Source organism: Ectopseudomonas oleovorans, assembly GCF_029845265.1.
Lineage (GTDB): Bacteria > Pseudomonadota > Gammaproteobacteria > Pseudomonadales > Pseudomonadaceae > Aquipseudomonas > Aquipseudomonas oleovorans.
The window spans coordinates 41419-67890 of sequence record NZ_JAOCLK010000016.1 but is presented as its reverse complement, the minus strand read 5'-3'; the positions used below and the strand labels follow the sequence as shown (position 1 = coordinate 67890).

Sequence of the window (26472 nt, the reverse complement as noted above, 5' to 3'; positions counted from 1 at the left end):
GATAACAACAAAAGAGGCAGCCTCTAATGAGCGGACTCGACAAACGCGTCGGCAGCTATGCAGAAGCCCTGGACGGCCTGCAGGACGGTATGACTGTGCTGGCCGGCGGTTTCGGCCTGTGTGGCATCCCCGAGAACCTGATCGCCGAGATCCGTCGTCGCGGCGTGCGTGACCTGACCGTGGTGTCCAACAACTGCGGTGTCGACGGGTTCGGCCTCGGCGTGCTGCTGGAAGACCGGCAGATCCGCAAGATGATCGCCTCCTACGTCGGCGAGAACGCCCTGTTCGAGCAGCAACTGCTCTCCGGCGAGCTGGAAGTCGAACTGACCCCACAAGGCACCCTGGCCGAGAAGCTGCGCGCTGGCGGCGCCGGCATCCCCGCGTTCTTCACCGCCACCGGCTACGGCACCCCGGTCGCCGAAGGCAAGGAAGCGCGCGAGATCAATGGCCGCCACTACATCCTCGAACCGGCCATCACCGGCGACTTCGCCATCGTCAAAGGCTGGAAGGCCGACCACTTCGGTAACGTGGTCTACCGCCACACCGCGCAGAACTTCAACCCGGTGGTCGCCACCGCCGGGCGCATCACCGTGGTCGAGGTCGAAGAGATCGTCGAGCCCGGTGAACTCGACCCGACGCAGATTCACACCCCCGGCATCTACGTCGACCGGCTGATCTGCGGCAGCTTCGAGAAACGCATCGAAAAACGCACCCTGCGCGCCTGAGGAGAGACCAGCATGGCACTGACCCGTGAACAAATGGCCCAGCGCGTCGCCCGCGAGTTGCAGGACGGCTTCTACGTCAACCTCGGCATCGGCATCCCGACTCTGGTGGCCAACTATGTGCCCGAGGGCATGGCCGTGATGCTGCAGTCGGAGAACGGCCTGCTCGGCATGGGCGCCTTCCCCACCGAAGAGGAAGTGGACGCCGACATGATCAACGCCGGCAAACAGACCGTCACCGCAATCAAGGGCGCGGCGATCTTCGACTCGTCGCAATCCTTCGCCATGATCCGTGGCGGCCACGTCGACCTGACCGTGCTCGGCGCCTTCGAGGTGGACGTTAACGGCAACATCGCCTCGTGGATGATCCCCGGCAAGCTGGTCAAGGGCATGGGCGGCGCCATGGATCTGGTGGCCGGCGCCGACAACATCATCGTCACCATGACCCACGCCTCCAAGGACGGCGAATCCAAGCTGCTCGAGCGTTGCAGCCTGCCACTGACCGGCAGCGGTTGCATTCGCAGGGTACTGACCGACCTGGCCTACCTGGAGATCGAGAACGGCGCCTTCATCCTGCGCGAACGCGCACCGGGCGTGAGCGTCGAGGAAATCGTCGCCAAGACCGCCGGCAAGCTGATCGTCCCCGAGCACGTCCCGGAAATGCAGTTCTAGGTTGTCTACCGTCTCGAAGGCGCCACCACGCACGGCGTCTTCGAGGCGTTTTTCTACATTGTGGGAGGCGCTTTAGCGGCGAGACTTTCTCGTCGCGGCTAAAGCCCCTCCCACAATACGCGGCCCATCAGCCGAGAGGAGTCATCCCATGCAAGACGTCGTCATCGTCGCCGCCACCCGCACCGCCATCGGCAGCTTCCAGGGCAGCCTGGCCGATATTCCCGCGCCGGAACTCGGCGCCATCGTCATCAAGCGCCTGCTGGAACAAACCGGCCTCGACGCCGCCCAGGTCGATGAAGTCATCCTCGGCCAAGTACTCACTGCAGGTTCTGGTCAGAACCCCGCACGTCAGGCCGTTATCCGCGCCGGCCTGCCCCATGCCGTGCCGGCCATGACCCTGAACAAAGTCTGTGGCTCGGGCCTCAAAGCCCTGCACCTGGCGGCCCAGGCCATTCGCTGTGGCGACGCCGAGGTGATCATCGCTGGTGGCATGGAGAATATGAGCCTGTCGCCCTACGTGCTGCCGAAAGCCCGCACCGGCCTGCGCATGGGCCATGCACAGATGCTCGACAGCATGATCGTCGACGGCCTGTGGGACGCTTTCAACGACTACCACATGGGCATCACCGCCGAGAACCTGGTGGAAAAGTACGGCATCAGCCGTGAAGCCCAGGATGCCTTCGCCGCTGCGTCGCAGCAGAAAGCCGTGGCGGCCATCGAAGCCGGACGCTTCGATGCCGAGATCACTCCGGTGCTGATCGCGCAGCGCAAGGGCGACCCCATCGCCTTCGCCCGTGACGAGCAGCCGCGTGCCGGCACCACCGCCGAATCCCTGGCCAAGCTCAAGCCGGCGTTCAAGAAAGACGGCAGCGTCACCGCCGGCAACGCCTCCAGCCTCAACGACGGCGCCGCCGCCGTGCTGCTGATGAGCGCGGCCAAGGCACAGGCGCTGGGCCTGCCGGTGCTGGCGAAGATTGCCGGCTACGCCAATGCCGGCGTCGACCCGGCGATCATGGGCATCGGCCCGGTCTCGGCCACCCGTCGTTGCCTGGAAAAAGCTGGCTGGAGCCTGGCTGACCTGGATCTGATCGAAGCCAATGAAGCCTTCGCCGCCCAGGCGCTGTCGGTCGGCCAGGAGCTGGGGTGGGATGCCGACAAGGTCAACGTCAACGGCGGCGCCATCGCCCTCGGCCACCCCATCGGCGCCTCGGGCTGCCGCGTGCTGGTCAGCCTGTTGCACGAGATGATCCGCCGCGATGCCAAGAAAGGCCTTGCCACGCTGTGCATCGGTGGCGGCCAGGGCGTGGCCCTGGCCATCGAGCGCGAGTAAAGCGCGAAACCGTAGGGCGGGTGCAACCCGCCACTATCGGAACCGGCGGGTTGCACCCGCCCTACGGAGCAACACAACCAACCGTTCGGCCCCGGCCGAGCGTTGTTATATCCACTGCAACCCTCAGGCATAGCCAACCCTGAATGCCTGGTAAAGCCCTTACACAAGCATAAGAGAGAGGCATCACCCCATGTTCAATACCCTCAGCCGCATGAGCGTGAGCCTGGTACAGAAGTACCTGCCCTAACCGTTCGTGTTCTCTGCACTCCTGACCCTGGGAGTCCTACTGGCTGGTATTTTCTCCACCGGCCAATCGCTACCGGCCATGGTGCAGCACTGGAGCAGCGGTTTCTGGACGCTGCTCGGCTTCGCCATGCAGATGTCGCTGATCTTCGTCACCGGCCACGCTCTGGCCAGCGCACCGATCATCAATCGCCAACTCGACCGCCTGGCCGGCCTGGCACGCACACCCGGTCAGGCGATCATCATGGTCACCCTGGTGGCGCTGGTCGGTTGCTGGGTCAACTGGGGCTTCGGCCTGGTAATCGGCGCGGTGTTCGCCCGCGCCCTGGCACGCAAGGTCGATGGCGTCGATTACCCGCTGCTGGTGGCCTCGGCCTACTCGGGCTTCCTGGTCTGGCACGGCGGCCTGGCCGGCTCGATTCCGCTGTCCATGGCCACCGGCGGACCGGATCTGGCGCGCATCACCGCAGGCGTGCTGACCGACCCGGTAAGCATCACCGAAACCCTGTTCAGCACCCTCAACCTGACCATCGTCGCGCTACTGATGATCGGCCTGCCCTTGCTCAACCGCGCCATGCACCCGCGTCAGGGCGCCAAGGTCGCCGACCCGGCCAAACTGGTGGAAGCGCGCGCCGAACTGCCGGCCCGTGAAACCCCGGCGCAGCGCCTGGACGACAGCCGCATCCTCGGTCTGGCACTGGTGGCCATGGCCGGTATCTACCTGTTCAACCACTTCGCCACCAAGGGCTTCGTGCTTGGCCTGGACGTGGTCATCGCCATCTTCCTGTTCAGCGGCCTGCTGATGCACGGCACCCCGGAGCGCTACATGCGCGCGGTGGACGAGAGCGTGCGCGGCATCGGCGGCATCGTCCTGCTGTTCCCCTTCTATGCCGGGATCATGGGCATGATGATGGGCGCCAACGCCGACGGTATTTCCCTCGGCCGGCAGATCACCGAAGCGTTCATCTCCTGGTCCTCGGCCGACACCTTCCCGCTGCTGGCCTTCCTCAGCGCTGGCGTGGTCAACGTGTTCGTGCCGTCCGGTGGTGGCCAGTGGGCCGTGCAAGGGCCGATCATGCTGCCGGCTGCCGAGGCGCTGGGTGTGTCGACCACCGTTACCGCCATGGCGATTGCCTGGGGCGACGCCTGGACCAACATGATCCAGCCGTTCTGGGCACTGCCGCTGCTGGGTATCGTCGGCCTCGGCGCGCGCGACATCATGGGCTACTGCCTGATCATGCTGCTGTACTCGGGCATCGTCATCAGCGGCGCGTTCTACTTCCTCGGCTAAAAGCCATCAGGCCCGCTCAGCGTTCCGAGCGAGCCTGTCTCAACGCCAGCGATCGAGCAGATTCACCGCCAGCCGATCCAGCCAACCCCACAGGCGCTGTTGCGCACGGCGCCACCAGGGGCGCTGGTGCCAATCATCGAGGGTGATCTCGCGGCTGACGCCGAAGTCCTCGATGAAGCTGGCCGTCACTGCCCGGGTGAAATCCGGATCCAGCGCCTCGACGTTGGCGTCGAGGTTGAAGCGCAGGTTCCAGTGGTCGAAGTTGCACGAGCCGACGCTGACCCAGTCGTCCACCAGCACCATCTTCAGGTGCAGAAAACGCGGCTGGTATTCGAAGATCCGCACTCCAGCCCTGAGCAACTTGGGGTAGTAGCGCTGGCCAGCAAAACGTACTGGAGGATGGTCAGTGTGGCGCCCGGCCAGCAACAGGCGTACTTCGACGCCACGGGCCGCTGCGCGGCGCAGGGCACGGCGTATTTTCCAGGTAGGCAGGAAGTACGGTGTGGCCAGCCAGACCCGCTGCTTGGCCCCGCGCAAGGCACGTAGCAGCGACAGCAGGATGTCGCGGTGCTGCGCCGCGTCAGCATAGGCCACACGCCCCAGGCCAATCCCTGCTGGCGGGCATTCGGGCAGGCTCAGCGCGGCCGGCTGATGGCTCGGGCGCCAGGAAAAGCGCGCCAGCCAGAGTTGCTCGAACAACTGCTGCCAGTCGCCCACCAGCGGCCCTTCCATTTCCACCATGACTTCGTGCCAGGGGCTGCGGGGCTCGTCTGGCAGCCAGAACTCGTCGGTAGAACCAGTGCCGCCGACGTAAGCAAGGCGCTGATCCACCAGCAGCAGCTTGCGGTGGTCGCGGTGAAAGTTGCGGATGCCACGCCGCCAACGCACCGGGTTGTACCAGCGCAGTTGCACGCCCGCGGCCTGCATGCGTTCACGCAGCGCGACTCCCAGCCCCGCCGCGCCATAGGCATCGAACAGGCCGCGCACCGCCACGCCGCGCTCGGCCGCCCGGCACAGGGTATCGACCAGGCGCTCACTGCAGCGGCCGTCCTCGATCAGGTAAAGCTCGATTTCCACCTGCTGCAGCGCGCCCTCGATGGCCGCCAGCATGCGTGGGAAAAACACCGGCCCGTCCAGCAGCAATTCGAAGCGATTGCCACCCCGCCAGGGAAAGATGCGGCCGCGCTTGTGCACGCTCACCGCGCCGTGAAGATCAGCACGGCGCCCACCGGCACCGACAGGCTGATGGCAGGCAGGTCAGCGACCTTGCGCAGCGCCTCGACGCCACTGGCCAGGGCGAAGTCTTCGGCATGCAACACCAGCGGAGCCAGGGTCACCACCTGGAAGCGGTGATCATCCAGCCGCGTTACCAGCAGTTCGCTGTGCAGCTCACGCGTGCGCTCGTTGAGGGTCAGTTGCAGCGGTAGTCGCAGTTCCAGCTGTGCCCCGGGTGCCAGGTCGGTGAGTTGCGGCAGGTTGACCTGGGCACTGATGCGCGCCTCGGGCAGACGTGAAGTGTCGAACAACATGGTGCGCAGGCGCTCGTCACGCAGAGGGACACCGGTGCTCAGCGAGTCAAGATCCACGCGCAGGCGCGCGCGACCGTCGGCGGCGATCTGCCCGTGCAGGGTGAGAAAGCGATGCACCTCCGACTGACTGCCGGAATGGGTGGAGATGAACGACAGCCGCGAAGACTCGTTGTCCAGGTACCAGTCGGCGTGGACGGGCAAGGCAGCGGCAAGCAACAGGGCGAGAAGCGAACGGCGCATGAGAACTCGAAAAACGGCATGACCAAGCGGCAACGATAGTCGCCTGCGCGAGCCTTGCAAAGCCCGGCGCGCACAGAACCGTAGGGCGGGTGCAACCCGCCGCTGCCGAGGTGGCGGGTTTCACCCGCCCTACTTGCTCGGCAGCAACTGGCAGCCCTGCCGCTCACCCAGCCAGACAGCGCTGTGGTTGCGGCCAAGGCCGCTGGCGGTCACACGCTTGGCGCTTTCGTCATCCAGCAGGCTGCTGATCGGCACGTACTGCTTCACATAGCCTTCACAGTAGGCCGCCGGGTTGCCGCTGACGTAGCGGCAGGAGCAGTACTCCTTGGCCGTGTAGGCGCCGATGATGTCGGGGAAGGCGGCCAGATGGGCGCGATTAGGCCAGGCCCAGGCCAGCAGCAGAACCAACAGCAGCACCAGCGCGCTGCGGATCGGATGGCGACGGATCATGGCTGCACCTCCGCGGCGAAGGCCGCACGCACGCGTTTGAGCAGGTCGTTGTGCTGGAAGCTGCCGTCACGGTCATCGGCGTAACGCACCACCAGCAGGTTTTCTTGTGGCATCACGTACAGCCCCTGCCCCCAATGCCCGAGCGCGGCGATGGTATCGGCCGGTGCATCCGGCCAGGGCCGCGTGCTGCCTGGCAGTTCGGCGTTGAGCCACCAATGCCCGCCTGGCACGGCATCCCCCGACTTGGCCAACTGCGGCTGGTAGCCAGCGAAAGGCGTGGAGACGAAATCGACCCAGGCAGCCGGCAGCAACTGGCGCTCGCCCCAGCGACCGCCGCGCTGCATCAGCAGGCCGACACGGGCCAGGTCGCGCGCGCTCAGGTAGGCATAGGACGACGCAACGAAGGTGCCGCTGGCGTCGCGCTCCCAGGTCGCGCTGGTAATGCCCAGCGGCTCGAACAGCGCTGTCCAGGGATAGTCGGCGTAAACCTGCTCGCCGACCATGCCGCGCAACGCGGCAGCCAGCACGTTGCTGTCGCCACTGGAATAACGAAAGCGCGTGCCCGGCGCAGCGTCCGCCGCATGCGCAGCGGTGAAGGCCGCCATGTCGGCGCGGCCGCGGGTGTAGAGCATGGCCACTACCGAGGATTTCAGCGGCGCGTACTCGTAGTCCTCTTCCCAGGCCAGGCCCGAGGCCCAGTTGAGCAAGTGACCGATCTTGATCTGCGGGTGCTCGGCCATCGCCGGGTAGTACTGCGCGGCCGGTGCATCGAGCTTGAAGCGCCCCTCGGCGTAAGCGACGCCGAGGGTGGTGGCGAGCAGGCTCTTGGCCATCGACCAGGTCAGGTGCGCGGTCCGCGCCGTGGTCGGTTCGGCGTAGCGCTCGTAAACGATCTGCCCGTCGCGGATCACCAGCAGCGCATCGGTGCGCACGCCCGTACGCTCGACGTCATCGCGCTTCGGGAAGGCGTACTGTTCGAGCTCGGCCAGCGCGGGGCTCTCGATACGGGGTTGGCTCTGCCAGTCGGGTTGCGGCCAGTTTTCCGCCAAGGCATTGCTGGCAGCCAGGCTGAAACCGAGCGCCAGGCTCAGTCGACGAAGCAAGGAGATGGACATGGACGGCCTCGATCAGAAATCGTGGCGCACCCTAGCATGGCCATGATGACGGCTTGAAGCGACGAAAACGCCATCTCTCACCTTCATTTGGGCAGTTGGTAATCCTCCGGCCCCATCAGGTCGAGACCGCATTCCAGGTTCTCGATCCAGTAGAGGAAGGCGCTGATCATTTCCGGGCCGACGAAGGGCCGGCCGTGCTGCGGCACAATCATTTCCACATCCATCTGCCGCACCATCGCCGCCCACAGGCGACAGGCCTTGTTGCCGGCCATATAACGGCGATGGAAACCTTCCATGTTCGGTACGTGGTTGACGAAGTCGCGCACCGGCGAGGCATCATCGACCAGCGAGGCGCCCATGTCACCGGAGAACAGAATCTTGCTCACCGGGTCATAGACCTGGAAGTTGCCCACCGAGTGAAGAAAGTGCGCCGGCACGGCCTTGAGCGTGCATTTGCCCAACGGGATGCTCTGGCCACGATCGGGCAGCGCGATGATGCGGTCATAGGTATTGATGCCACGGCTCAACGCCAGGTAATTGGCCGTCAGGTGCGGCAAAAAACGCGCCCAAAGCTTGGAGCAGATTACCCGCGCGCGGGTGTGCAGCAGCCACTTGTCCAGCGAGGCGATGATGTCCGGGTCCTGGTGCGAGGCGAAGATGTAGGTCAGATCCTGCACCGGAATATGCTTGGACAGTTCCAGCGACAGCGGCGTATAGGTCAGGTCACCGCCCGGGTCGAGCAGCAGATACTGTTCGTTGTCGGTGATCAGGAACTGGTTGGATTGCACGCCCTCGCCGCTGACCAGGTCATCGAACATCAGGCATTGGTGGCTGCCGTTATCGAACAGCACGATGGGCTCGCGGCGCATGGAAACCTCGTAGAAGAAACGCGAGGCAAGCTTAGGCGCGCAAGCAACAATGGGTACTGATATGGGTCAACGGCCGGCGACAATCCGCCGCGCTTTCTCCAGGCGCTTGCTGCGTGCCGCCTCGGCGATGCGCAGCAAGCCCTTGTCGCGCTGCCACAGCTCGGCCCAGTGCACAGGCCCGCCGGCAAAGGCCACCTTCAGTTCAACGGCCAACGCCTGCTGCTCGGCGAACAACCCGGCCAGCAGCAGATGGGTGGTGGGCGCATCGGGCGCCTGCCGCGCGACCTCGGCACAACCGGCCAGCAGCGCTTGCAGGCGCAATAGCAGCGTTTCAGGCCAGGCACAATCGCGCCCCACGCCAAACTGCCAGGCGACAACAGCGGTAAGTACATGCACGTCTTCCAGGGTGCGGAAGGGTTTGACGTAGTCGCCCCAGCCGTCGCCGGCCAGGCGCTCGCCGTGGGCCTGTTCCAGGTGCAGTCGCGCATGGCCGATATCCGGCATCAACGGCAGGGCCGGCAGCGGCTCGATACGCACACCTGGCGCGCCCTGGCGTACCACGCCCAGAGCCAGACGCGGCGCCTGCCCCTCGTCCTCCTCGCGCGCCGCCACCAGCAGCCAGTCGGCACATTCGGCAGCGGTGACGAAATCCTTGCGCCCCGTGATCTGCAGGCCGTCGATACGTGTGTTCATGTCCGCCGGGCGGGTGCTGCGGTTCTCCGTCACGCACAGCGCGCCTGCCGTCCAGGGCGCCGCCGGCCACAGCATGCGCAACGCCGCCTGATAGCCGGCGAGAAACGCCAACCCCGGCGTGGCCGCCAGCAGGCCGCCCACCAGTGCCAGCTCGAAGGGTTGCGGCGTATCCCCCAGGCGGGTCAGCAGACGGGCGTACCAGTCCTCCAGGCCCTGCTCGGCAGACAGGCGCTCGACAGACTGAAACAGACTCGACCAGGGCATCACGGGCCTCCTCGCAGCAGCGCTTCGAGCGCCGTCATATAAGCATCAAAAAAGCGTCACGGTGGTGACACCACAGCTACCTAGCCTGAGCTTGCCCAACAAGATCGACCGGCTGCAAGCATTCAGCCGGCACACGGAGGATCTGGCATGACTCAAACCGCTCGCCGTCTGCAGGCCGAACGCCTGCAAGGCCCCGCCGCCCTGCGTGAAGCCCAGGCCTTGCGCTACCGCGTGTTCAGCGCGGAATTCGATGCCAAGCTCAACGGCGCCGAACTGGGTCTGGACATGGACGACTACGACATCCACTGCAGCCATATCGGCGTGCGTGATCTCAACAGCGGTGAACTGGTCGCCACCACTCGCCTGCTCGATCACCAGGCCGCCGCCGGTCTCGGCCGCTACTACAGCGAAGAGGAATTCGCCTTGCACGGCCTGGCCAGACTGGAAGGCCCGGTACTGGAAATCGGCCGCACCTGCGTCGATGTCACCTACCGCAACGGCGCCACCATCGCCGTGCTCTGGGGCGAACTGGCCGAGGTGCTCAACGAAGGCGGCTACCGCTACCTGATGGGCTGCGCCAGCATCTCCATGCAGGACGGCGGCATCCAGGCCCAGGCCATCATGCAGCGCCTGCGCGAACGCTACCTGTGCACCGAGCACCTGCGCGCCGAGCCCAAGCACCCGCTGCCACAGCTGGATCTGCCGGGCAACGTCATCGCCGAGATGCCACCGCTGCTCAAGGCCTACATGCGCCTGGGCGCGAAGATCTGCGGCGAGCCCTGCTGGGATCGCGACTTCCAGGTGGCCGACGTGTTCATCCTGCTCAAGCGCGACGAGCTGTGCCCGCGCTATGCCCGGCACTTCAAGGCGGCAGTCTGACACCCGGCTGTAGGAGCGAGCTCTGCTCGCGAACGAGAGTGTCCAGCATTCATGAGCAGAGCTCGCTCCTACACATCAGCATGCCCCCAAGCATCGCCAAACGACTCTATCAATGGATAATGCCGCCACTCGTCCTCAAGCGGAGGCCTCAATGGCCAAACTGCGTCTGTCCCTGCGCCTCTTTCATCTGGCCCTGGTAATCGCCTTTGGCGCCCTGCTGGCCGGCATCGTCAGCCTGTTCGAGCGGGTGGTTCGGCATGACCTGATGCCGCTGCGCCAACGTCTGACCCGCGGGTTCCTGGCACGCCTGGGTGGCGCCCTGCCGTTTCGCGTGCGGGTCGAGGGCGAGCTGCCGACGCAACCGATGCTGTGGGTCAGCAACCATGTGTCATGGACCGACATTCCGCTGTTGGGCGCTCTGCAGCCGCTGTCCTTCCTGTCCAAGGCGGAGGTGCGCGACTGGCCGGTCGCCGGCTGGCTGGCACACAAGGGTGGTACGCAGTTCATCCGCCGCGGTGCGGGCGACAGCAGCCAGGTCGGCCAGCAGCTCACTCGCCATCTGCAGCAGGGTCATCACCTGCTGATATTTCCCGAAGGCACCACCACCGACGGCCTGGCCCTGCGTACCTTCCATGGCCGTCTGCTGAGCAGCGCCATCGACAGCGGCGTGGCGCTGCAACCTGTGGCCATCCGTTATTTGCGCGATGGCCAACCGTGTCCGGTAGCGCCCTTCGTCGGCGATGACGACATGCTCTCGCACCTGCTGCGCCTGCTCTCGCAGCCGGCCTGCGAGGTGGAGATACACCTGCTCGCGCCGATTCCCAGCGCCTCACGCAGCCGTAACGAACTGGCCCGGCACAGCCAGGCCATGATCGCCAGCGCCCTGCAACTGGAAACGCCGGTCACGCTGCCGACCGAAGCCGAAGCCGAAGCCGCCTGATCCACCGCGTAACCCGGATGCAATCCGGGGGCTTTGCCAAGGGTGCCCCGGAGTTCATTGGGCTACAGGTCGTAGCCGCTCAGTCAGCCGGCGGTACGATCAGCGCGTCGCTGTCGAGCGAGGCCAGCAGGCGACTGGCGACGCTGCCGAGGAAGAAGCGCGAAACCCCTTCACGGGCATGGGTACCGAGTACCAGCAGGTCCGCGCCACTCTGGCGTAGCGCCTCGCCGATCACCCCTTCCGGTGAGCCGATCTGCACCAGCAGGCGCTCGTCATTCAGGCACGCGCCGACCGCCGCCAGGCGTTCCTGCAGTTGCTGGCGCAGCAGTTGGCGCTGGTTTTCCAGCACCTCGGCACTGATCCCGGGCTCCATGATCGCGCCGGCGGCTAAAGGCTCGACGGCACTGGCCACATGCAGTTCATCCAGGCTCACCAGGCCCAAGTCGCGCGCCCGGCTCAATGCCTGCAGCGAGGTACGCGACAGATCCATCGCCAGCAAGGCATGCCGGTACTCGTGGGTGACCGGGCCGTTGACCCGCAGCACCGGCAGATGACTGCTGCGTACGACGCGCTCGAGCGTGGTGCCGACAAAGAAGTCACGCAGCGTCGACTTGCGATGCGCCCCCACCACCAGCAGATCGGCGCCCATGCCCTGCGCACTCTCGACGATCACCGCGGCCGCTTCGCCCGTGCCGACAATCACACGCGGCACACTGCCGGCCTGCTCCCCCAGGCGTTCGGCCTGGGTCTGCAAGAGACTCTCGGCCTGCTGTACCTGGCGCTGCACATAGGCGGCAGGGGCCTCATCATCGATCACATGCAACAGACCCCATTCTCCGCCACCCTGACGACGAATCAGTTGCACGGCACGCTGCACCGCATGCGCCGAACGCTCGGACAGATCGGTTGCTACCAGAATCTTGATCATCTCGTTTCCTCCATTGCATTCCAGGGTCTGTACGAAAAGTCGCCGTGCGAAGATCAGGCGATACCGATGGCGCCCCCATAAAAACGGATAAGATCCGGACTGGGCTCGCACTCGGGTTTACGAGCTGTAGATGAGCATTCCGGCCCCATTTTCACCAAGCACAGGCACTTTTCGTACAGAACCTAACACCGCGTTACATTCAAACGCCTGCCGACGCCCCAGTCCTTGATGCAGGTCAGCTCCTGTGCGTTAACGCGCACTTAGGGTAACCCGCAACACTCGCCGTCCCGCCGCACGCTGCCCCGCGAGCACGGCCCGGACACCGCAGGAGACTCGCCCCATGGGCAATGCCCCCTCAGAATATACCGACCACACCTGGCACGCCTTGACTGCACAGGACGCCCTGAAAGTGCAGCGCAGCAGCGCCAGCGGTCTCAGCCAGGACGAGGCGCAGCGGCGCCTGCAGCAGCATGGTGCCAACCGCCTGCCGCCGCCGCAACGCCGTGGGCCGCTACTGCGCCTGCTCTACCAGTTCCACAACGTGCTGCTCTATCTGATGCTGGTGGCCGCCATCATCACCGCGCTGCTCGGCCATTGGGTCGACACCTCGGTGATCCTCGCCGCGGTGCTGATCAACGTGATCATCGGCTTCATCCAGGAAGGCAAGGCAGAGAACGCGCTGGACGCCATCCGCAGCATGCTCTCGCCCCACGCCATGGTGCTGCGTGGCGGTGAACGTCATGAAATCGATGCCGAGCGCCTGGTGCCCGGCGACATCGTGTTGCTGGCGTCCGGCGACAAGGTGCCGGCAGACCTGCGCCTGATCAGTGTGAAGAACCTGCTGGTGGAAGAAGCGGCGCTGACCGGCGAATCGGTACCGGTGGAAAAATCCGTAGCCCACTGCAACGCCGACGCCGCGCTCGGCGACCGCCGCTGCATGGCCTATTCCGGCACCCTGGTCAGCAGCGGACAGGCCAGCGGCGTGGTGGTGGCGACCGGTGCCAACACTGAACTCGGCCGAATCGGCGCGATGCTGCAGCAGGTGCAGGCGTTGTCCACGCCACTGCTGCGACAGATCGAACAGTTCAGCCGCTGGCTGGCGGTGATCATCCTGATCCTGGCGTTCGCCACCTTCGTCCTCGGCATCCTCTGGCACGGGCAGAACCCCGGCGAGATGTTCATGATGGTGGTGGCACTGACCGCCTCGGCCATCCCCGAAGGTCTGTCGGCGATCATGACGGTGATCCTCGCCCTCGGCGTGCAGCGCATGGCCGGCCACAACGCCATCGTCCGCCGCCTGCCGGCGGTGGAAACCCTGGGCTCGGTGACGGTGATCTGCTCGGACAAGACCGGCACCCTGACCCGCAACGAAATGACCGTGCAGCGTGTGGTCAGCGCCAGCCGCATCCTCGATGTCTCGGGGGTGGGCTATGCCCCGGAAGGCGCCTTTCATCAGGACGGTGCGCTGTGTGAGCCTGACGCCGCCCTGCTGGAAGTCGCCCGCGCCGCGCAGTTGTGCAACGACGCCCGCCTGCAACAAGATGATGCCGGCCACTGGCGGCTGCATGGCGACCCGACCGAAGGCGCACTGCTGACCCTGGCGCTGAAAAGCGGTGTGGATGGTCCGACCCTGCACGCGCAACTGCCGCGCAGCGATGCGATCCCGTTCGAGTCCGAACACCGCTTCATGGCCACCCTGCACCACGACCACACCGGCCATGGCCTGGTCTACCTCAAGGGCGCCCCCGAGCGCGTGCTGGAGATGTGCAGCAACCAGCGCAGCGCCGATGGCAGCAGTGAGGCGCTGGATACCGACTACTGGCGCCGCCAGGCCACCGACCTGGCCGCGCGTGGCCTGCGCCTGCTGGCACTGGCCAGCAAGCCGGCGACGGCCGAACAACGCACGCTGAATTTCGCCGACGTGGAAAGCGGCCTGACCCTGCTGGCACTGGTCGGCATCATCGACCCGCCGCGTGCCGAGGCCATCGCCGCCGTCGCCGAATGCCAGCGCGCCGGCATCCGGGTGAAGATGATCACCGGCGATCACGCAGAAACCGCCCGCGCCATCGGCGCGCAACTGGGCATCGGCGTCGGCATGCCGGCGATGACCGGGGCGGAACTGGAACTGCTCGACGAGCGCCGCCTGCGCGAGGTACTGCCCGGCATCGAGGTGTTCGCCCGCGCCAGCCCCGAGCACAAGCTGCGTCTGGTGCAATGCATGCAGGACAGTGGCCAGGTGGTGGCGATGACTGGCGACGGGGTCAACGATGCCCCGGCGCTCAAGCGCGCCGACGTCGGCGTGGCCATGGGGCTCAAGGGCACCGAGGCGGCCAAGGAAGCGGCCGAAGTGGTGCTGGCCGACGACAACTTCGCCACCATCGCCGGCGCCGTGCGCGAAGGCCGGGCGATCTACGACAACCTGAAGAAATTCATCCTCTTCGCCCTGCCCACCAACGGCGGCCAATCGCTGATCGTGATCTTCGCCATCCTCTTTCAGGTGGTGCTGCCACTGACCCCGGCACAGGTACTGTGGGTCAACATGGTCACCTCCAGCACCCTGGGCCTGGCGCTAGCCTTCGAGCCCTCCGAACGCGGGCTGATGAAACGCGCGCCACGGGCGCCCAACGAGCCGCTGCTATCGGGCTTCTTCGTCTGGCGCGTGGTGATGGTGTCGGTACTGATCGCCGGCGCCGGCATCGGCCTGTTCCTCTGGGAGCTTGAGCGTGGCAACAGCCTGGAGAGCGCCCGCACCATCGCGGTCAATGCCGTGGTGATGTGCGAGATTTTCTATCTGCTCAACAGCCGCAGCATCTTCGGCTCGGTACTCAGCCGCGACGGCCTGCTGGGCAATCGGGTCGTGCTGCTGACCATCGCCGCCTGCATCGTGCTGCAGATGCTGTTCACCTATGCCCCGCCGCTGCAACAGGTGTTCGGCTCCACCGGGCTGAGCTTTGATGAATGGCTGCGCGTGCTGCTGGCCGGCCTGGCACTGTTCTGCGCGGCGGAACTGGAGAAGTGGGTGGTGCGGCGCTTCGGCCTGCATGCACAGGCCCGTAGGGCGGGTGCAACCCGCCGTTAGCCGGGCTGGCGGGGTACCCCCGCCCTACGCCTGACGGGCGAAGGCGATCAGCTCGGGGTAGAAGGCGCGGAAATCCTCGCTGAGCGGCTGGTACAGCCGCTCCAGCTCGGCCAGGCTGCCGTCGAGCAACTGCGGCCTGGACAGGCGCCGCTGCATGCCGGCGATCACCTGCTCCAGCACCGCGAACTCGCGGTAGCTGCCGAGCCAGTCCTGCGCCGCCATGCGCGGCGCCATCAGCGCCAGGCGTCCCGGCAACTCCGGTTCGGCGGCCAGCACCCGGTACACCTCGCGGGTGAAATGATCCAGCGGCTGCGCCGCATACTCGACCCAATCGCGGGCCAGGCAATGGTCGAAGAACAGATCCAGCAGCATGCCGGCCGTGCGGCGCCGCGCGGCGGGAAACCGGGCACGCGCGCGCGCCTGTAGCGGGTGGCTGTCGGTAAAGGCGTCGATACGCCGGTGCAGGCGGATGGCCGCTTCGATCTCAGTCGGCCAGCGTCCGGCCAGGGGGCCCTTGACGAAGTCGCCATACAGGCTGCCGAGCAGTTGCGGCGGCGCATCGCCGCCAAGATGAAGATGGGCCAGGTAGTTCATGACACGAGCTTACCGCCCTGAGCAGGACAATCGAAGCTGTTGATGGGGACTATTGGCACAATCAATCTGTATATCGCCCAGAGACGATATAAAGTTCGCCCCATGACGATACACACCGACACTGCCATGGACATCGACACCATCATCAAGGCCCTCGCCCACCCCGTGCGCCGCGACATCCTCTACTGGCTGAAGGAGCCCGAGCGCCACTTCGCCGAGCAGGAGCATCCGCTGGAGATCGGCGTCTGCGCCGGCAAGATCTACCTGCGTACCGGGCTTTCGCAATCCACCGTTTCCGCCCACCTGACCACCCTGCAACGCGCCGATCTGGTGACCAGCCGCAAGGTCGGCCAGTGGCACGTCTTCAAGCGCAACGACGAGCTGATCCAGGCTTTCGTCGAGCGCCTCGGCCAGCAACTCTGATTTGACCTTTCCCTCGGAGAAACCACCATGCCCACACTGTTCGACCCCATCCAGATCGGTGATCTGCACCTGAACAACCGCATCATCATGGCGCCGCTGACCCGCTGCCGCGCCGACGAAGACCGCGTGCCCAACGCGCTGATGGCCGAGTACTACGTACAGCGTGCCTCGGCCGGTCTGATCATCAGCGAAGCCACTGCCGTCACGCCGATGGGCGTGGGCTACCCGAACACCCCCGGCATCTGGTCGGATGCGCAGATCCGCGGCTGGAGCAACATCACCCAGGCGGTGCATGCCAATGGCGGCAAGATCGTCCTGCAGCTGTGGCACGTCGGCCGCATCTCCGACCCCATCTACCTGAACGGCGAACTGCCGGTCGCTCCCAGCGCGATCAAGCCGGCCGGCCACGTCAGCCTGATCCGTCCGCTTAAGGACTACGTCACCCCACGTGCGCTGGAGACCGAAGAAATCGCCGATATCGTCGAGGCTTATCGTCAAGGCGCCGAGAACGCCATGGCCGCCGGTTTCGATGGCGTGGAGATCCACGGTGCCAACGGCTACCTGCTCGACCAGTTCCTGCAGAGCAGCACCAACCAGCGCACCGACCAGTACGGCGGCAGCGTCGAGAATCGCGCGCGTCTGCTGCTGGAAGTGACCGACGCCGCCATCTCGGTGTGGGGCGCCGGCCGCGTCGGCGTGCACCTGGCGCCGCGCGCCGACGCCCACGACATGGGCGACGCCAACCGCGCCGAGACCTTCGGCTACGTCGCCCGCGAACTGGGCAAGCGCGGCATCGCCTTCATCTGCGCCCGCGAGAAGGAGGGTGACGACAGCCTGTCGCCGCAACTGAAGAAGGAATTCGGCGGCGTGTTCATCGCCAACGAGCGCTTCACCAAGGAGCAGGCCAATGCCTGGTTGGCCGAAGGCAAGGCCGATGCCGTGGCGTTCGGCATCCCCTTCATCGCCAACCCGGACCTGCCCGAGCGCCTGCAGAAGGACGCGCCGCTGAACGAGCCGCACCCGGAAACCTTCTACGGCTCCGGCCCGGTCGGCTATATCGACTATCCGCGTCTGTGAGATCGCAGCTAATGCACCTCCCGCAAGCGATATCCCGTGGGAGGGGCTTTAGCCGCGACCAATAAACGAACGCCCCGCATTGCTGGGCGTTCGTTTATCGAGATGGTGGCACTCAGCGCTGATTGATCTGCTGCTGCAGATTCATCACCTGGCTCTGCAGGGTATTGATGTTGCGCGTCATCTGCGCGCGGAAAGCATCGAACTCGGCGGTATTCGGCCCGGCACTGGCGGCCGGGCGGTTGTCCAGCTCGCTGCGCAGCACCAGCAGATCCTGCTCCAGGCTACGGATCAATTGCGCCGGATTGCCCTGCTTCTTCAGCGCATCGATATCGCCACCGAGGGCCTTGATGCGGGTATCGAGCTTGGCCAGTTCAGCCTGGGTCGTCTTGACGTCCGCCAGGGCGGATTTCAGCGCCGCCTGCTCGGTGGAGAGCGCCTGCAGACGCTTGTCGAAATCGGCGTTGGCGCCGATGCCACTCTTGAGCTCCGCCCTCAACTGTTCGATGCGCTTGTCCAGCGCTGCCTGCGCCGTGGCGCTCTGCTGTTGCTGCTTGCCCAGCTCGACCAGGCGATTTTCCAGCTGCTTGACCTGCAGCTTGAGTGCCTCGTTGCCGCTAGTAACGCTGGACTCGGTGGCCACCACCTTGCCGGAAATATCCTGAATTCGTCCGGCCGCCTCCTCGCTGATGCGCGCGAAGCTTTCCTGGGTCGCCACCAGGCGCTGCTCCATCAGGCCGATCTGCTGCAGGCTCCACCAGCTCAGGCCGGCCAGGGCGAAACTCAGCGCGCCAACCAGCGCCCACAGCGGCCCGGTACTGGCGCCCTTGGCCACTGCAGCCTTGCTGCTGGCCACGCGGCTGCTACGCGCAGCGGGCTCCTCACGCGGCTCGGCGAAACCCTCACGGCGCTCCGGAGTCAGGCTGGGCAGATTGTCGAGCTCGTCGTTGGCGTCGTTACGCATGGTCGGACCTATGGTTGGAACGAATGAACGGAAATGCCGCGCAGTATACCGATTCACCATTACACCATCAGCGTCGCGCCAAGCAGGTGCGCGGCGCACCGACGAAGGGCGCGACAGGGCCATCGACTCGCCTGCAGCCCAGCAGTTCCGCAAAACATGAACTGGTACGCACTTTGCTTTTTCTTCCGTCGTGAACGAGCCGATAGCGCGTCGCTCACAAGCCAGCAGGCGGCCTGAGAGTTCTGCAAAGCACGAAGATGTGTCCCTGCCGAAGGATTACGGCTGGCGCGGTTACGGATGGTGAGGAAGGCCTGAACCCGTGACCCTTCAACCAATCGGGAGAAGTGGCAATGGAACTGAACAAAGAAGTACTGGACTGCATGAAAGCGCTGCGTCGCCGTCTACGCGAAGAGCAGGACGTGGACATTCGCCTGAGCCAGCCCAACGCAGTCGGCGCCATGCTCGATGGCAGCCTGAAATCCGACGATGAAGAAACCCGCCGCCTCGGCCAGCGCCTGGCCGAACTGTCCGATCAACCGCAGCGCGCATCGACCACCCCACTGGCCGCCGTCGAGATACCAGTCGGCGCGCCAACCGGCTCGGTACGCATCTATCGCGGCCAACGCATCTACGCCTGAGGTCCCATCTGCGCCTGCCACCAGGTGCAGAACTCATCCAGTGCATCCCACAGACTGGCCCGGGGTTCGTAGCCAAGGTACTCGCGGGCACGGTCGATGTTCAGGGAGAAATCCCTGGCCATCACCGCCACACCAAGGCGAAACAGACTCGGTTCGGGCCGCCCCGGCAGCACCCGACACACGCCTTCGTTGAGCGTCGCCGCGGCGTAGGCCAGCGGGAACGGCACATGCCGCGTCACCGGCGGCAACTCAAGGCGGCGCAGCACGTAATTGACCACGTCCCACAGCGGCACCGGCGCGCCATTACTGATGTTGTACACCTGGCCGAGCGCCGCCCCGCCCACCTGCAGCGAGCTGAGCAAGGCGTCGTTGAGATTGTGCACGTTGGTGAAGTCGACCTTGTTCAGACCATTGCCGATGATCGCCAGGCGACCCTTGCGCTGCATGCCGATCAAGCGCGGGAAGATGCTGGTATCACCCGCGCCGGTGACGAAGCGCGGACGCACGGCGATCACCTCCAGGCCGAACTCCAGCGCGGCGAACACCTGCTGCTCGGCCAGGTACTTGGTCTTGCCGTAGTGATCGGAGAAGCGCTTGGGCACCTGCTCCTCGCGAATATCGACATGGGACTTGCCATCGAAATAGATCGACGGTGAGGACAGATGCACCAGGCGCCGCACCTTCTGCTTGAGGCAGGCATCGACGACATTCTCGGTGACCGTGACGTTGGCCTGATGAAAATGCGCATAGTCGCCCCACACGCCCACCGCGCCCGCGCAGTGCACCACAGCCTCGACATCCCGGCACAGCGCCTGGGCCAGCTCGGCATCCCCCAGATCGCCCTGAACGAACTCGGCGCCGCGCTTGATCAGATGCTGCACGCCCTCGGCACGACGGCCGTTGACCCGCACGTCCAGGCCCTGTTCGAGCGCGAAACGAGCGAAGCGCCCCCCGATGAAGCCACTCGCGCCGGTGACCAGAATCTTCATCGCCATCCCCTACCATTGATTCTTGTAGTCGCCGCACTCTAGCAGCGCCACCGCGGTTGTGCGCTGTCGGCGGAGGCCAGAACGACGCCCCGGCAAGCCTAACCCGCGAACCCTACGTCCCGGGTTGCACCTGCACCAGCGCGCCGCCGGCTGCGCGACGCAGGCGTTCGGTCAGCTCGCTGAGCAATTCGCCGCCATTGCGCCAATGGTGCCAGTACAACGGCACATCGATGAAACGCTCGGGCAGCAGATCCACCAGCCTGCCGCTGGCCAGCTCCTCGCGCACCTGCAGTTCCGGCACCAGGCCCCAGCCCAAACCGCCTTCAGCGAGACGCACGAAGCCTTCGGACGAAGGGCACAGGTGATAGGCAAAAGCACCGGTGACACCGAGGCCTGCCAGATAACGATGCTGCAACTGATCATCCGGGCCATAAACGATGGCCGGCGCACGCACCAGCGCGTCAGCGCTGACGCCAGCGGCAAAATGCCGGGCGATGAAGGCCGGGCTGGCCAGCGCGCGATAGCGCATCGCCCCCAGCGCCAGACTGCGCGCACCCGCCACCGGGCGCTCGGCAGCACATACGCAACCGGCCACTTCGCCCGCGCGCATGCGCTTGAGACCGACCTCCTGATCCTCCACCACCAGTTCCATCAACACCTGCTGAGCGGCACAGAATTCGCCGGTCGCCGCCGCCCACCAGGTCGCCAGGCTGTCGGCGTTGATGGCGATGCGCAGGCGCTCGGGCAAGGCCTGTTCATCCAGCCCCGGCACCTGGCCTTGCAGGTCGCGCTCGAGCAGGCGCACCTGCTGCACGTGGTTGAGCAGACGCCGGCCGATTTCGGTGGGCGCCGGCGGCGTCGCGCGCACCAGCACCGGCTGGCCGACCCGTGCTTCGAGCAACTTGATGCGTTGCGACACCGCCGACTGCGACAGCCCCAACACCTGCGCCGCGCGTTCGAAGCCGGCCTGCTCGACCACCGCGGCCAGCGCGGCGAGAAGCTTGTAGTCGAACAATCGATTTTCCTAATGAGCGATCAGCAATATTGGTTTCTCTTATACATCCAGCCGGAGCAGACTCGCCAGCATTCAACGCCATCAGGAGCCCGTCATGTCTGGCGAAACCAATCTCGCACGCCTGCTGCAGAGCATGACGCCGCAGCTCAATCCCGGTCAGTTCGTGTTCTGCTGCGTCCCGGACGAGCATGACTGCAACGCCCTGCAGCCGGTCGCCAGCATGCGCGAGCCTGAAGGGCTGAGCCTGGTGCTGACGCGCGAAATCGCCGATGCCCATGGTCTGCACTACGACTACGTCGCCGCCTGGATCACCCTTGAGGTGCATTCGTCGCTGGCGGCCGTGGGTCTTACTGCTTCCTTTTCCGCCGCCCTGGCGCAGGCCGGCATCAGCTGCAACGTGGTCGCCGGCTTTCATCACGACCATATCTTCGTGCCCAACGAACGAGCCGAACGGGCGCTGTCCACCCTGCGCGCCCTGTCGGCGGCGTCCATGCCGGAGCCGGCATGATGTGGCAGAGCTACAGCAACGGCCTGCTGGTGGCCATCGGTCTGATCATGGCCATCGGTGCGCAGAACGCCTTCGTCCTGGCACAGAGCCTGCGCCGCGAACATCATTTGCCAGTGGCAGCCCTGTGCATCGTCTGCGATGCCCTGCTGGTGGCCGCTGGCGTGTTCGGCCTGGCCACCCTGCTGGCACAGAGCCCGACCTTGCTGGCCATCGCCCGCTGGGGTGGCGCCGCCTTCCTGATCTGGTATGGCAGCCAGGCGCTACTGCGCGCCGCGCACCCGCAATCGCTGCAGGCGGCCGATAGCGAACCGCGCTCATTGCGCACAGTGATGCTCGCAGCGCTGGCGGTCACCCTGCTCAACCCGCACGTCTATCTGGATACCGTGCTACTGATCGGCTCGCTCGGTGCCCAGCAACCTGAACCCGGCGCCTATGCCGCAGGCGCGGCCAGCGCCTCCTTTCTCTGGTTCAGCACTCTGGCGCTCGGCGCGGCCTGGCTGGCGCCCTGGTTGGCCAAACCCCTGACCTGGCGCCTGATCGACCTGGGCGTTGCGCTGATGATGTTCGCCGTGGCGGCGCAACTGATCGTCGGCGCCTTGTAGAGGCCACCCGCCGACAGAGCCGGGGTTGCACCCTTGACGCCACCACCATGGATGGCGCCAGGGCTGCATTAGGCAACGTCCGTCGGGCCATGGAAATTATTGGTTGCACCTAGTTGCACCGGATATATTCTCAGGTTTACTCTCCTGCAACTTTGGGTTGCACGCCACATCATGGCGGCACCCTTCGAGCCGTAGCAGGCAAGCCCAAGAACCGCTCCGGCCTGTTCCTGGCGTGCATAACCAACAAGTAGGACACCCTCCATGGCTACCACCACTCTTGGCGTAAAACTCGACGATGCCACCCGCGAACGCCTGAAAAAGGCCGCTGCGCAGATCGACCGCACGCCGCACTGGATGATCAAGCAGGCGATCTTCAATTATCTGGAGCAAGTCGAGAGTGGCCTGACGCCCGCCGAGCATGCCGGCCTGGCTGCCGCTGCCGGTGAAGAAGCGCTGGAGTCGCTGACCGAGCAGGGTCTGCAGGTGTTCCTCGATTTCGCCGAGAGCATCCTGCCGCAATCGGTGCTGCGCGCCGCCATCACCAGCGCCTATCGCCGCCCGGAAACCGAAATGGTGCCGATGCTGCTGGAGCAGGCGCGCCTGAACAAGGAGCAGGCCGAGGCCTCGCAGAAACTGGCTCTCGGCATCGCCGAAAAGCTGCGCAACCAGAAGAACGCCAGCGGCCGTCAGGGCCTGGTGCAGGGCCTGCTGCAGGAGTTCTCGCTGTCCTCGCAGGAAGGCGTGGCCCTGATGTGCCTGGCCGAAGCTCTTCTGCGCATCCCCGACAAGGCCACCCGCGACGCGCTGATTCGCGACAAGATCGCCAACGGCAACTGGAGCCAGCACCTCGGCCAGAGCCCGTCGATGTTCGTCAACGCGGCGAGCTGGGGCCTGCTGATCACCGGCAAACTGGTCTCGACCCACACCGAAGCCGGCATGACCTCGGCACTCAACCGCATCATCGGCAAGAGCGGCGAACCGGTCATCCGCAAGGGCGTGGACATGGCCATGCGCCTGATGGGCGAGCAGTTCGTCACCGGCGAAACCATCGCCGAAGCCCTGGCCAACGCCTCCAACTTGGAGGCCAAGGGCTTCCGCTACTCCTATGACATGCTCGGCGAAGCGGCGCTGACCGAGGAAGACGCCAAACGTTACCTGGCCTCCTACGAGCAGGCCATCCACGCTATCGGCAAGGCCTCGCACGGTCGCGGCATCTACGAAGGCCCGGGCATCTCGATCAAGCTGTCCGCCCTGCACCCCCGCTACAGCCGCGCCCAGTACGACCGGGTGATGGACGAGCTGTACCCGACCCTGCTGGGCCTGACTCAACTGGCCAAGCAGTACGACATCGGCCTCAACATCGACGCCGAGGAAGCCGACCGCCTGGAGCTGTCGCTGGATCTGCTCGAGCGCCTGTGCTTCGAGCCGAGCCTGGCCGGCTGGAACGGCATCGGCTTCGTCATCCAGGCTTACCAGAAGCGCTGCCCGTACGTGATCGACTACGTCATCGACCTGGCCAAGCGCAGCCGTCATCGCCTGATGATCCGCCTGGTCAAGGGCGCCTACTGGGACAGCGAGATCAAGCTGGCCCAGGTGGGTGGCCTGGAAGGCTACCCGGTGTACACCCGCAAGCCGTACACCGACCTCTCTTACATCGCCTGCGCACGCAAACTGCTGGCCGCGCCGGAAGCCATCTACCCGCAGTTCGCCACGCACAACGCCCACTCGCTGTCGGCCATCTATCACCTGGCCGGGCAGAACTACTACCCGGGCCAGTACGAGTTCCAGTGCCTGCACGGCATGGGCGAGCCGCTGTACGAGCAGGTGGTCGGCAAGATCGCCGATGGCAAGCTGAACCGCCCGTGCCGCATCTACGCCCCGGTCGGCAGCCATGAAACCCTGCTGGCCTACCTGGTGCGTCGCCTGCTGGAAAACGGCGCCAACACCAGCTTCGTCAACCGCATCGCCGACCACAGCATCTCGCTGAAAGACCTGGTTCTCGACCCGGTGCTGCAGGTCGAGCAGATGGCCGCGCAGGAAGGCACCGTCGGCCTGCCGCACCCGCGCATCCCGCTGCCGCGTGATCTGTACGGCAAGCAGCGGGTCAACTCCGCCGGCCTCGACCTGGCCAACGAACACCGCCTCGGCTCGCTGTCCTCGGCGCTGCTGTCGACCGTCAACCACAGCTACCTGGCCGAGCCGATGCTCGGTTGCGATGGCGCCAATCCGGGCGAGCCGGAGCCGGTGCGCAACCCGGCCGATCATCGCGACCTGGTCGGCCATGTGCGCGAAGCCAGCATCAAGGACGTCGACAGCGCCATTCTCTGCGCCCTGGCCAGTGGGCAGATCTGGCAGTCCACCCTGCCCGCCGAACGCGCCGCCGTGCTGGAACGCGCCGCCGACCTGATGGAAGCCGAGCTGCAACAGCTGATGGGCCTGCTGGTGCGCGAGTCCGGCAAGACCTTCGCCAACGCCATCGCCGAAGTACGCGAGGCGGTGGACTTCCTCCGCTACTACGCCATTCAGGCACGCAGCTTCAGCAACGACAGCCACCGCCCGCTGGGCCCGGTGGTGTGCATCAGCCCGTGGAACTTTCCCCTGGCAATCTTCACCGGCCAGGTCTGCGCCGCACTGGCCGCCGGCAACACCGTGCTGGCCAAGCCGGCCGAACAGACGCCGCTGATCGCCGCCCAGGCCGTGCGCATCCTGCGCGAGGCCGGCGTGCCGGCCGGCGCGGTGCAGTTGCTGCCGGGCCGTGGCGAAACCGTCGGTGCGCGCCTGGTGGGTGACGAGCGCGTACGTGGCGTGCTGTTCACTGGCTCCACCGAGGTGGCCGGCATCCTTGCGCGCAACATAGCCGGGCGCCTGGATGCCCAGGGCCGCACCATTCCGCTGATCGCCGAAACCGGCGGCCTCAACGCCATGATCGTCGACTCCTCGGCGCTGACCGAGCAGGTGGTGATGGACGTGATCGCCTCCGCCTTCGACAGCGCCGGCCAGCGCTGCTCAGCCCTGCGCGTGCTGTGCGTGCAGGACGACGTGGCCGACCGCGTGCTGACCATGCTCAAGGGCGCCATGGCCGAATACACGCTCGGCAACCCCGAGCGCCTGAACACCGACATCGGTCCGGTGATCGACGCCGAAGCCAAGGCCGGTATCGACACGCACATCGCCAAGCTGCGCGAGAAAGGCCGCAAGGTCACTCAACTGGCGCGCGTCAACGCTGACGAGATCAAGCGCGGCACCTTCGTCGTGCCGACCCTGATCGAGCTGGACAGCTTCGACGAGCTCAAGCGCGAGATCTTCGGCCCGGTGCTGCACGTGGTGCGCTACCAGCGCGCGGACCTGGGCAAGCTGCTGCAGCAGATCAACGACAGCGGCTACGGCCTGACCCTCGGCGTGCACACGCGCATCGACGAGACCATCGCCCAGGTGGTCGGCACGGCCAAGGTCGGCAACCTGTATGTGAACCGCAATATGGTCGGCGCCGTGGTCGGCGTGCAGCCGTTCGGCGGTGAAGGCCTGTCCGGTACCGGCCCGAAAGCCGGTGGCCCGCTCTACCTCTATCGTCTGCTCTCGACTCGCCCGCAGGAAGCCGTCGCCCAGTACCTGCAACAGGCCGAGGTGCAGGCCCTGCCGGTTCCGGCCGAACTGGACAAAGTGCGCAGCGCCTTCGCCGAATGGGCAGCCAAGCAGGAGCCGGCCATCGCCGCGCTGTTCGAGCGCTACCGTGCGCTGTCGCAGAGCTACAGCAGCCACACGCTGACCGGCCCGACCGGCGAGCGCAACAGCTACACCCTGCTGCCGCGCGAGCAGGTGCTGAACCTGGCCGACGAGCGCAGCGACCTGCTGGCCCAGTTGGCCGCCACCCTCGCCGTGGGCAGCAAGGCGATCTGGCTGGACAGCCAGCGCGCACTGCATGCCGAACTGCCGAAGGAGGTGCAGAAGCACATCCAGCTGGTGGCCGACTGGAACAGCGTCGACGTGGCGCTGGACGCCATCCTCCATCACGGCGACTCCGACCAGTTGCGCGCAGTCAGCGAGCAGGCGGCGCAGCGCAAGGGCGCCATCGTCGGTGTACACGGCCTGAACAAGGGCGAGACCGACATCGCCCTGGAACGTCTGCTGGTGGAACACGCCCTGAGCGTCAACACTGCGGCGGCTGGCGGTAACGCCAGCCTGATGACCATCGGCTGATCGCAGCCGATAACGGCGTGGAAAGCTGACTGAAAGCTTTCCGCGGCATGCTGTACCCACACGGCGCAACTGCCTGCAGGGGCTACCCGCCCGGCGCCGTGTTCTCTCCTCCTGACCTTAGGGTCTGCGCCAGCCTACCCGGCAGGCGCTTCGGGCGGGGCCAAACGCCCCGTTCGTTCCCTCCCTCCTCGCTATTCCATCTCGCCTGGCCATCATTGCGTAAC

General features: G+C 65.8%; 23 protein-coding genes and 1 pseudogene. 13 read left to right on the top strand and 11 right to left on the bottom strand.

Annotated elements, in window-relative coordinates; translation table 11 throughout:
• Nucleotides 1–26 precede the first annotated feature (26 nt).
• From N5J71_RS10740 to N5J71_RS10725, 4 genes and pseudogenes are all read left to right on the top strand, one after another.
• Nucleotides 27–725 (top strand): CoA transferase subunit A, encoded by a 699-nt coding sequence (locus N5J71_RS10740; RefSeq protein ID WP_074859308.1) that lies wholly within the window; start codon nucleotides 27–29, stop codon nucleotides 723–725.
• Nucleotides 726–737: 12 nt separating this feature from the next.
• A complete protein-coding gene (locus N5J71_RS10735; protein WP_074859311.1) occupies nucleotides 738–1394 on the top strand; it encodes a CoA transferase subunit B in 657 nt (218 codons plus the stop codon).
• Nucleotides 1395–1542: 148 nt separating this feature from the next.
• Nucleotides 1543–2724: an acetyl-CoA C-acetyltransferase gene (locus N5J71_RS10730; RefSeq protein WP_279916842.1), complete on the top strand. Its 1182-nt coding sequence runs from the start codon at nucleotides 1543–1545 to the stop codon at nucleotides 2722–2724.
• A gap of 190 nt (nucleotides 2725–2914) precedes the next feature.
• Nucleotides 2915–4258, top strand: a pseudogene (locus N5J71_RS10725) (short-chain fatty acid transporter).
• A 39-nt stretch (nucleotides 4259–4297) separates the two neighbouring features.
• On the opposite strand, the gene N5J71_RS10720 reads toward N5J71_RS10725, so the two are convergent.
• The 6 genes from N5J71_RS10720 to N5J71_RS10695 all read right to left on the bottom strand — a co-directional run bounded on the left by N5J71_RS10720 (nucleotide 4298) and on the right by N5J71_RS10695 (nucleotide 9418).
• Nucleotides 4298–5452 carry a phospholipase D-like domain-containing protein gene (locus N5J71_RS10720; protein ID WP_244185620.1) on the bottom strand — a complete coding sequence of 385 codons (1155 nt, stop codon included), beginning with the start codon at nucleotides 5450–5452 and terminating at the stop codon, nucleotides 4298–4300.
• Between the two features lie 2 nt (nucleotides 5453–5454).
• A complete protein-coding gene (locus N5J71_RS10715; protein ID WP_074859324.1) occupies nucleotides 5455–6027 on the bottom strand; it encodes a YceI family protein in 573 nt (190 codons plus the stop codon).
• A 129-nt stretch (nucleotides 6028–6156) separates the two neighbouring features.
• On the bottom strand, nucleotides 6157–6477 hold the full coding sequence (locus tag N5J71_RS10710) for an amidase (protein ID WP_108235196.1): 321 nt from the start codon (nucleotides 6475–6477) through the stop codon (nucleotides 6157–6159).
• Nucleotides 6474–7592: a serine hydrolase domain-containing protein gene (locus N5J71_RS10705; RefSeq protein WP_084341565.1), complete on the bottom strand. Its 1119-nt coding sequence runs from the start codon at nucleotides 7590–7592 to the stop codon at nucleotides 6474–6476. The genes N5J71_RS10710 and N5J71_RS10705 overlap by 4 nt, the downstream gene beginning before the upstream one ends.
• An 83-nt stretch (nucleotides 7593–7675) precedes the next feature.
• A complete protein-coding gene (locus N5J71_RS10700) occupies nucleotides 7676–8461 on the bottom strand; it encodes an oxygen-binding di-iron domain-containing protein (protein ID WP_003459601.1) in 786 nt (261 codons plus the stop codon).
• Between the two features lie 66 nt (nucleotides 8462–8527).
• Entirely contained in the window at nucleotides 8528–9418 is an 891-nt protein-coding gene (locus tag N5J71_RS10695) for an acyl-CoA dehydrogenase family protein (RefSeq protein ID WP_074859332.1), read from the bottom strand.
• 147 nt (nucleotides 9419–9565) lie between these two features.
• Between N5J71_RS10695 and olsB the strand changes: the two genes are divergently transcribed.
• Complete coding sequence (olsB, locus tag N5J71_RS10690) at nucleotides 9566–10297, top strand: L-ornithine N(alpha)-acyltransferase (RefSeq protein ID WP_003459597.1); 732 nt, start codon at nucleotides 9566–9568, stop codon at nucleotides 10295–10297.
• A 151-nt stretch (nucleotides 10298–10448) separates the two neighbouring features.
• Nucleotides 10449–11237: a lysophospholipid acyltransferase family protein gene (locus N5J71_RS10685; RefSeq protein WP_074859335.1), complete on the top strand. Its 789-nt coding sequence runs from the start codon at nucleotides 10449–10451 to the stop codon at nucleotides 11235–11237.
• Nucleotides 11238–11316: 79 nt separating this feature from the next.
• On the opposite strand, the gene N5J71_RS10680 is transcribed toward N5J71_RS10685, so the two are convergent.
• Entirely contained in the window at nucleotides 11317–12165 is an 849-nt protein-coding gene (locus N5J71_RS10680; protein ID WP_003459594.1) for a universal stress protein, read from the bottom strand.
• 340 nt (nucleotides 12166–12505) lie between these two features.
• Here N5J71_RS10680 and N5J71_RS10675 point away from each other — a divergent pair, with 340 nt between their 5' ends.
• Nucleotides 12506–15244 (top strand): cation-transporting P-type ATPase, encoded by a 2739-nt coding sequence (locus tag N5J71_RS10675; RefSeq protein WP_279916840.1) that lies wholly within the window; start codon nucleotides 12506–12508, stop codon nucleotides 15242–15244.
• Between the two features lie 24 nt (nucleotides 15245–15268).
• Here the strand turns inward: N5J71_RS10675 and N5J71_RS10670 are convergent, their stop codons facing one another.
• Nucleotides 15269–15838, bottom strand: a complete 570-nt coding sequence (locus N5J71_RS10670) for an acyl carrier protein phosphodiesterase (protein ID WP_003459592.1) — start codon at nucleotides 15836–15838, stop codon at nucleotides 15269–15271.
• A 102-nt stretch (nucleotides 15839–15940) separates the two neighbouring features.
• Between N5J71_RS10670 and N5J71_RS10665 the strand changes: the two genes are divergently transcribed.
• Both N5J71_RS10665 and N5J71_RS10660 read left to right on the top strand, forming a co-directional pair.
• Nucleotides 15941–16261, top strand: a complete 321-nt coding sequence (locus N5J71_RS10665; RefSeq protein ID WP_039964365.1) for an ArsR/SmtB family transcription factor — start codon at nucleotides 15941–15943, stop codon at nucleotides 16259–16261.
• 27 nt (nucleotides 16262–16288) lie between these two features.
• A complete protein-coding gene (locus N5J71_RS10660) occupies nucleotides 16289–17338 on the top strand; it encodes an alkene reductase (protein WP_003459590.1) in 1050 nt (349 codons plus the stop codon).
• A gap of 112 nt (nucleotides 17339–17450) precedes the next feature.
• Here the strand turns inward: N5J71_RS10660 and N5J71_RS10655 are convergent, their stop codons facing one another.
• Nucleotides 17451–18299 (bottom strand): ATPase, encoded by an 849-nt coding sequence (locus N5J71_RS10655; RefSeq protein WP_279916839.1) that lies wholly within the window; start codon nucleotides 18297–18299, stop codon nucleotides 17451–17453.
• Nucleotides 18300–18649: 350 nt separating this feature from the next.
• Between N5J71_RS10655 and N5J71_RS10650 the strand changes: the two genes are divergently transcribed.
• On the top strand, nucleotides 18650–18937 hold the full coding sequence (locus tag N5J71_RS10650) for a hypothetical protein (RefSeq protein ID WP_003459588.1): 288 nt from the start codon (nucleotides 18650–18652) through the stop codon (nucleotides 18935–18937).
• On the opposite strand, the gene N5J71_RS10645 is transcribed toward N5J71_RS10650, so the two are convergent.
• Together N5J71_RS10645 and N5J71_RS10640 are read right to left on the bottom strand one after the other, a co-directional pair.
• Entirely contained in the window at nucleotides 18928–19926 is a 999-nt protein-coding gene (locus tag N5J71_RS10645) for an NAD-dependent epimerase/dehydratase family protein (protein ID WP_128579549.1), read from the bottom strand. The genes N5J71_RS10650 and N5J71_RS10645 overlap by 10 nt on opposite strands.
• 112 nt (nucleotides 19927–20038) lie before the next feature.
• Nucleotides 20039–20941, bottom strand: a complete 903-nt coding sequence (locus tag N5J71_RS10640) for a LysR family transcriptional regulator ArgP (protein WP_084341568.1) — start codon at nucleotides 20939–20941, stop codon at nucleotides 20039–20041.
• Between the two features lie 94 nt (nucleotides 20942–21035).
• Here N5J71_RS10640 and N5J71_RS10635 point away from each other — a divergent pair, with 94 nt between their 5' ends.
• The 3 genes from N5J71_RS10635 to putA all read left to right on the top strand — a co-directional run bounded on the left by N5J71_RS10635 (nucleotide 21036) and on the right by putA (nucleotide 26248).
• Nucleotides 21036–21449: an ACT domain-containing protein gene (locus tag N5J71_RS10635; RefSeq protein ID WP_074860197.1), complete on the top strand. Its 414-nt coding sequence runs from the start codon at nucleotides 21036–21038 to the stop codon at nucleotides 21447–21449.
• Nucleotides 21449–22051: a LysE/ArgO family amino acid transporter gene (locus N5J71_RS10630; RefSeq protein ID WP_279916847.1), complete on the top strand. Its 603-nt coding sequence runs from the start codon at nucleotides 21449–21451 to the stop codon at nucleotides 22049–22051. The genes N5J71_RS10635 and N5J71_RS10630 overlap by 1 nt, the downstream gene beginning before the upstream one ends.
• Before the next feature lie 261 nt (nucleotides 22052–22312).
• On the top strand, nucleotides 22313–26248 hold the full coding sequence (gene putA, locus N5J71_RS10625) for a trifunctional transcriptional regulator/proline dehydrogenase/L-glutamate gamma-semialdehyde dehydrogenase (protein WP_279916838.1): 3936 nt from the start codon (nucleotides 22313–22315) through the stop codon (nucleotides 26246–26248).
• The last annotated feature ends 224 nt before the right edge of the window (nucleotides 26249–26472 follow it).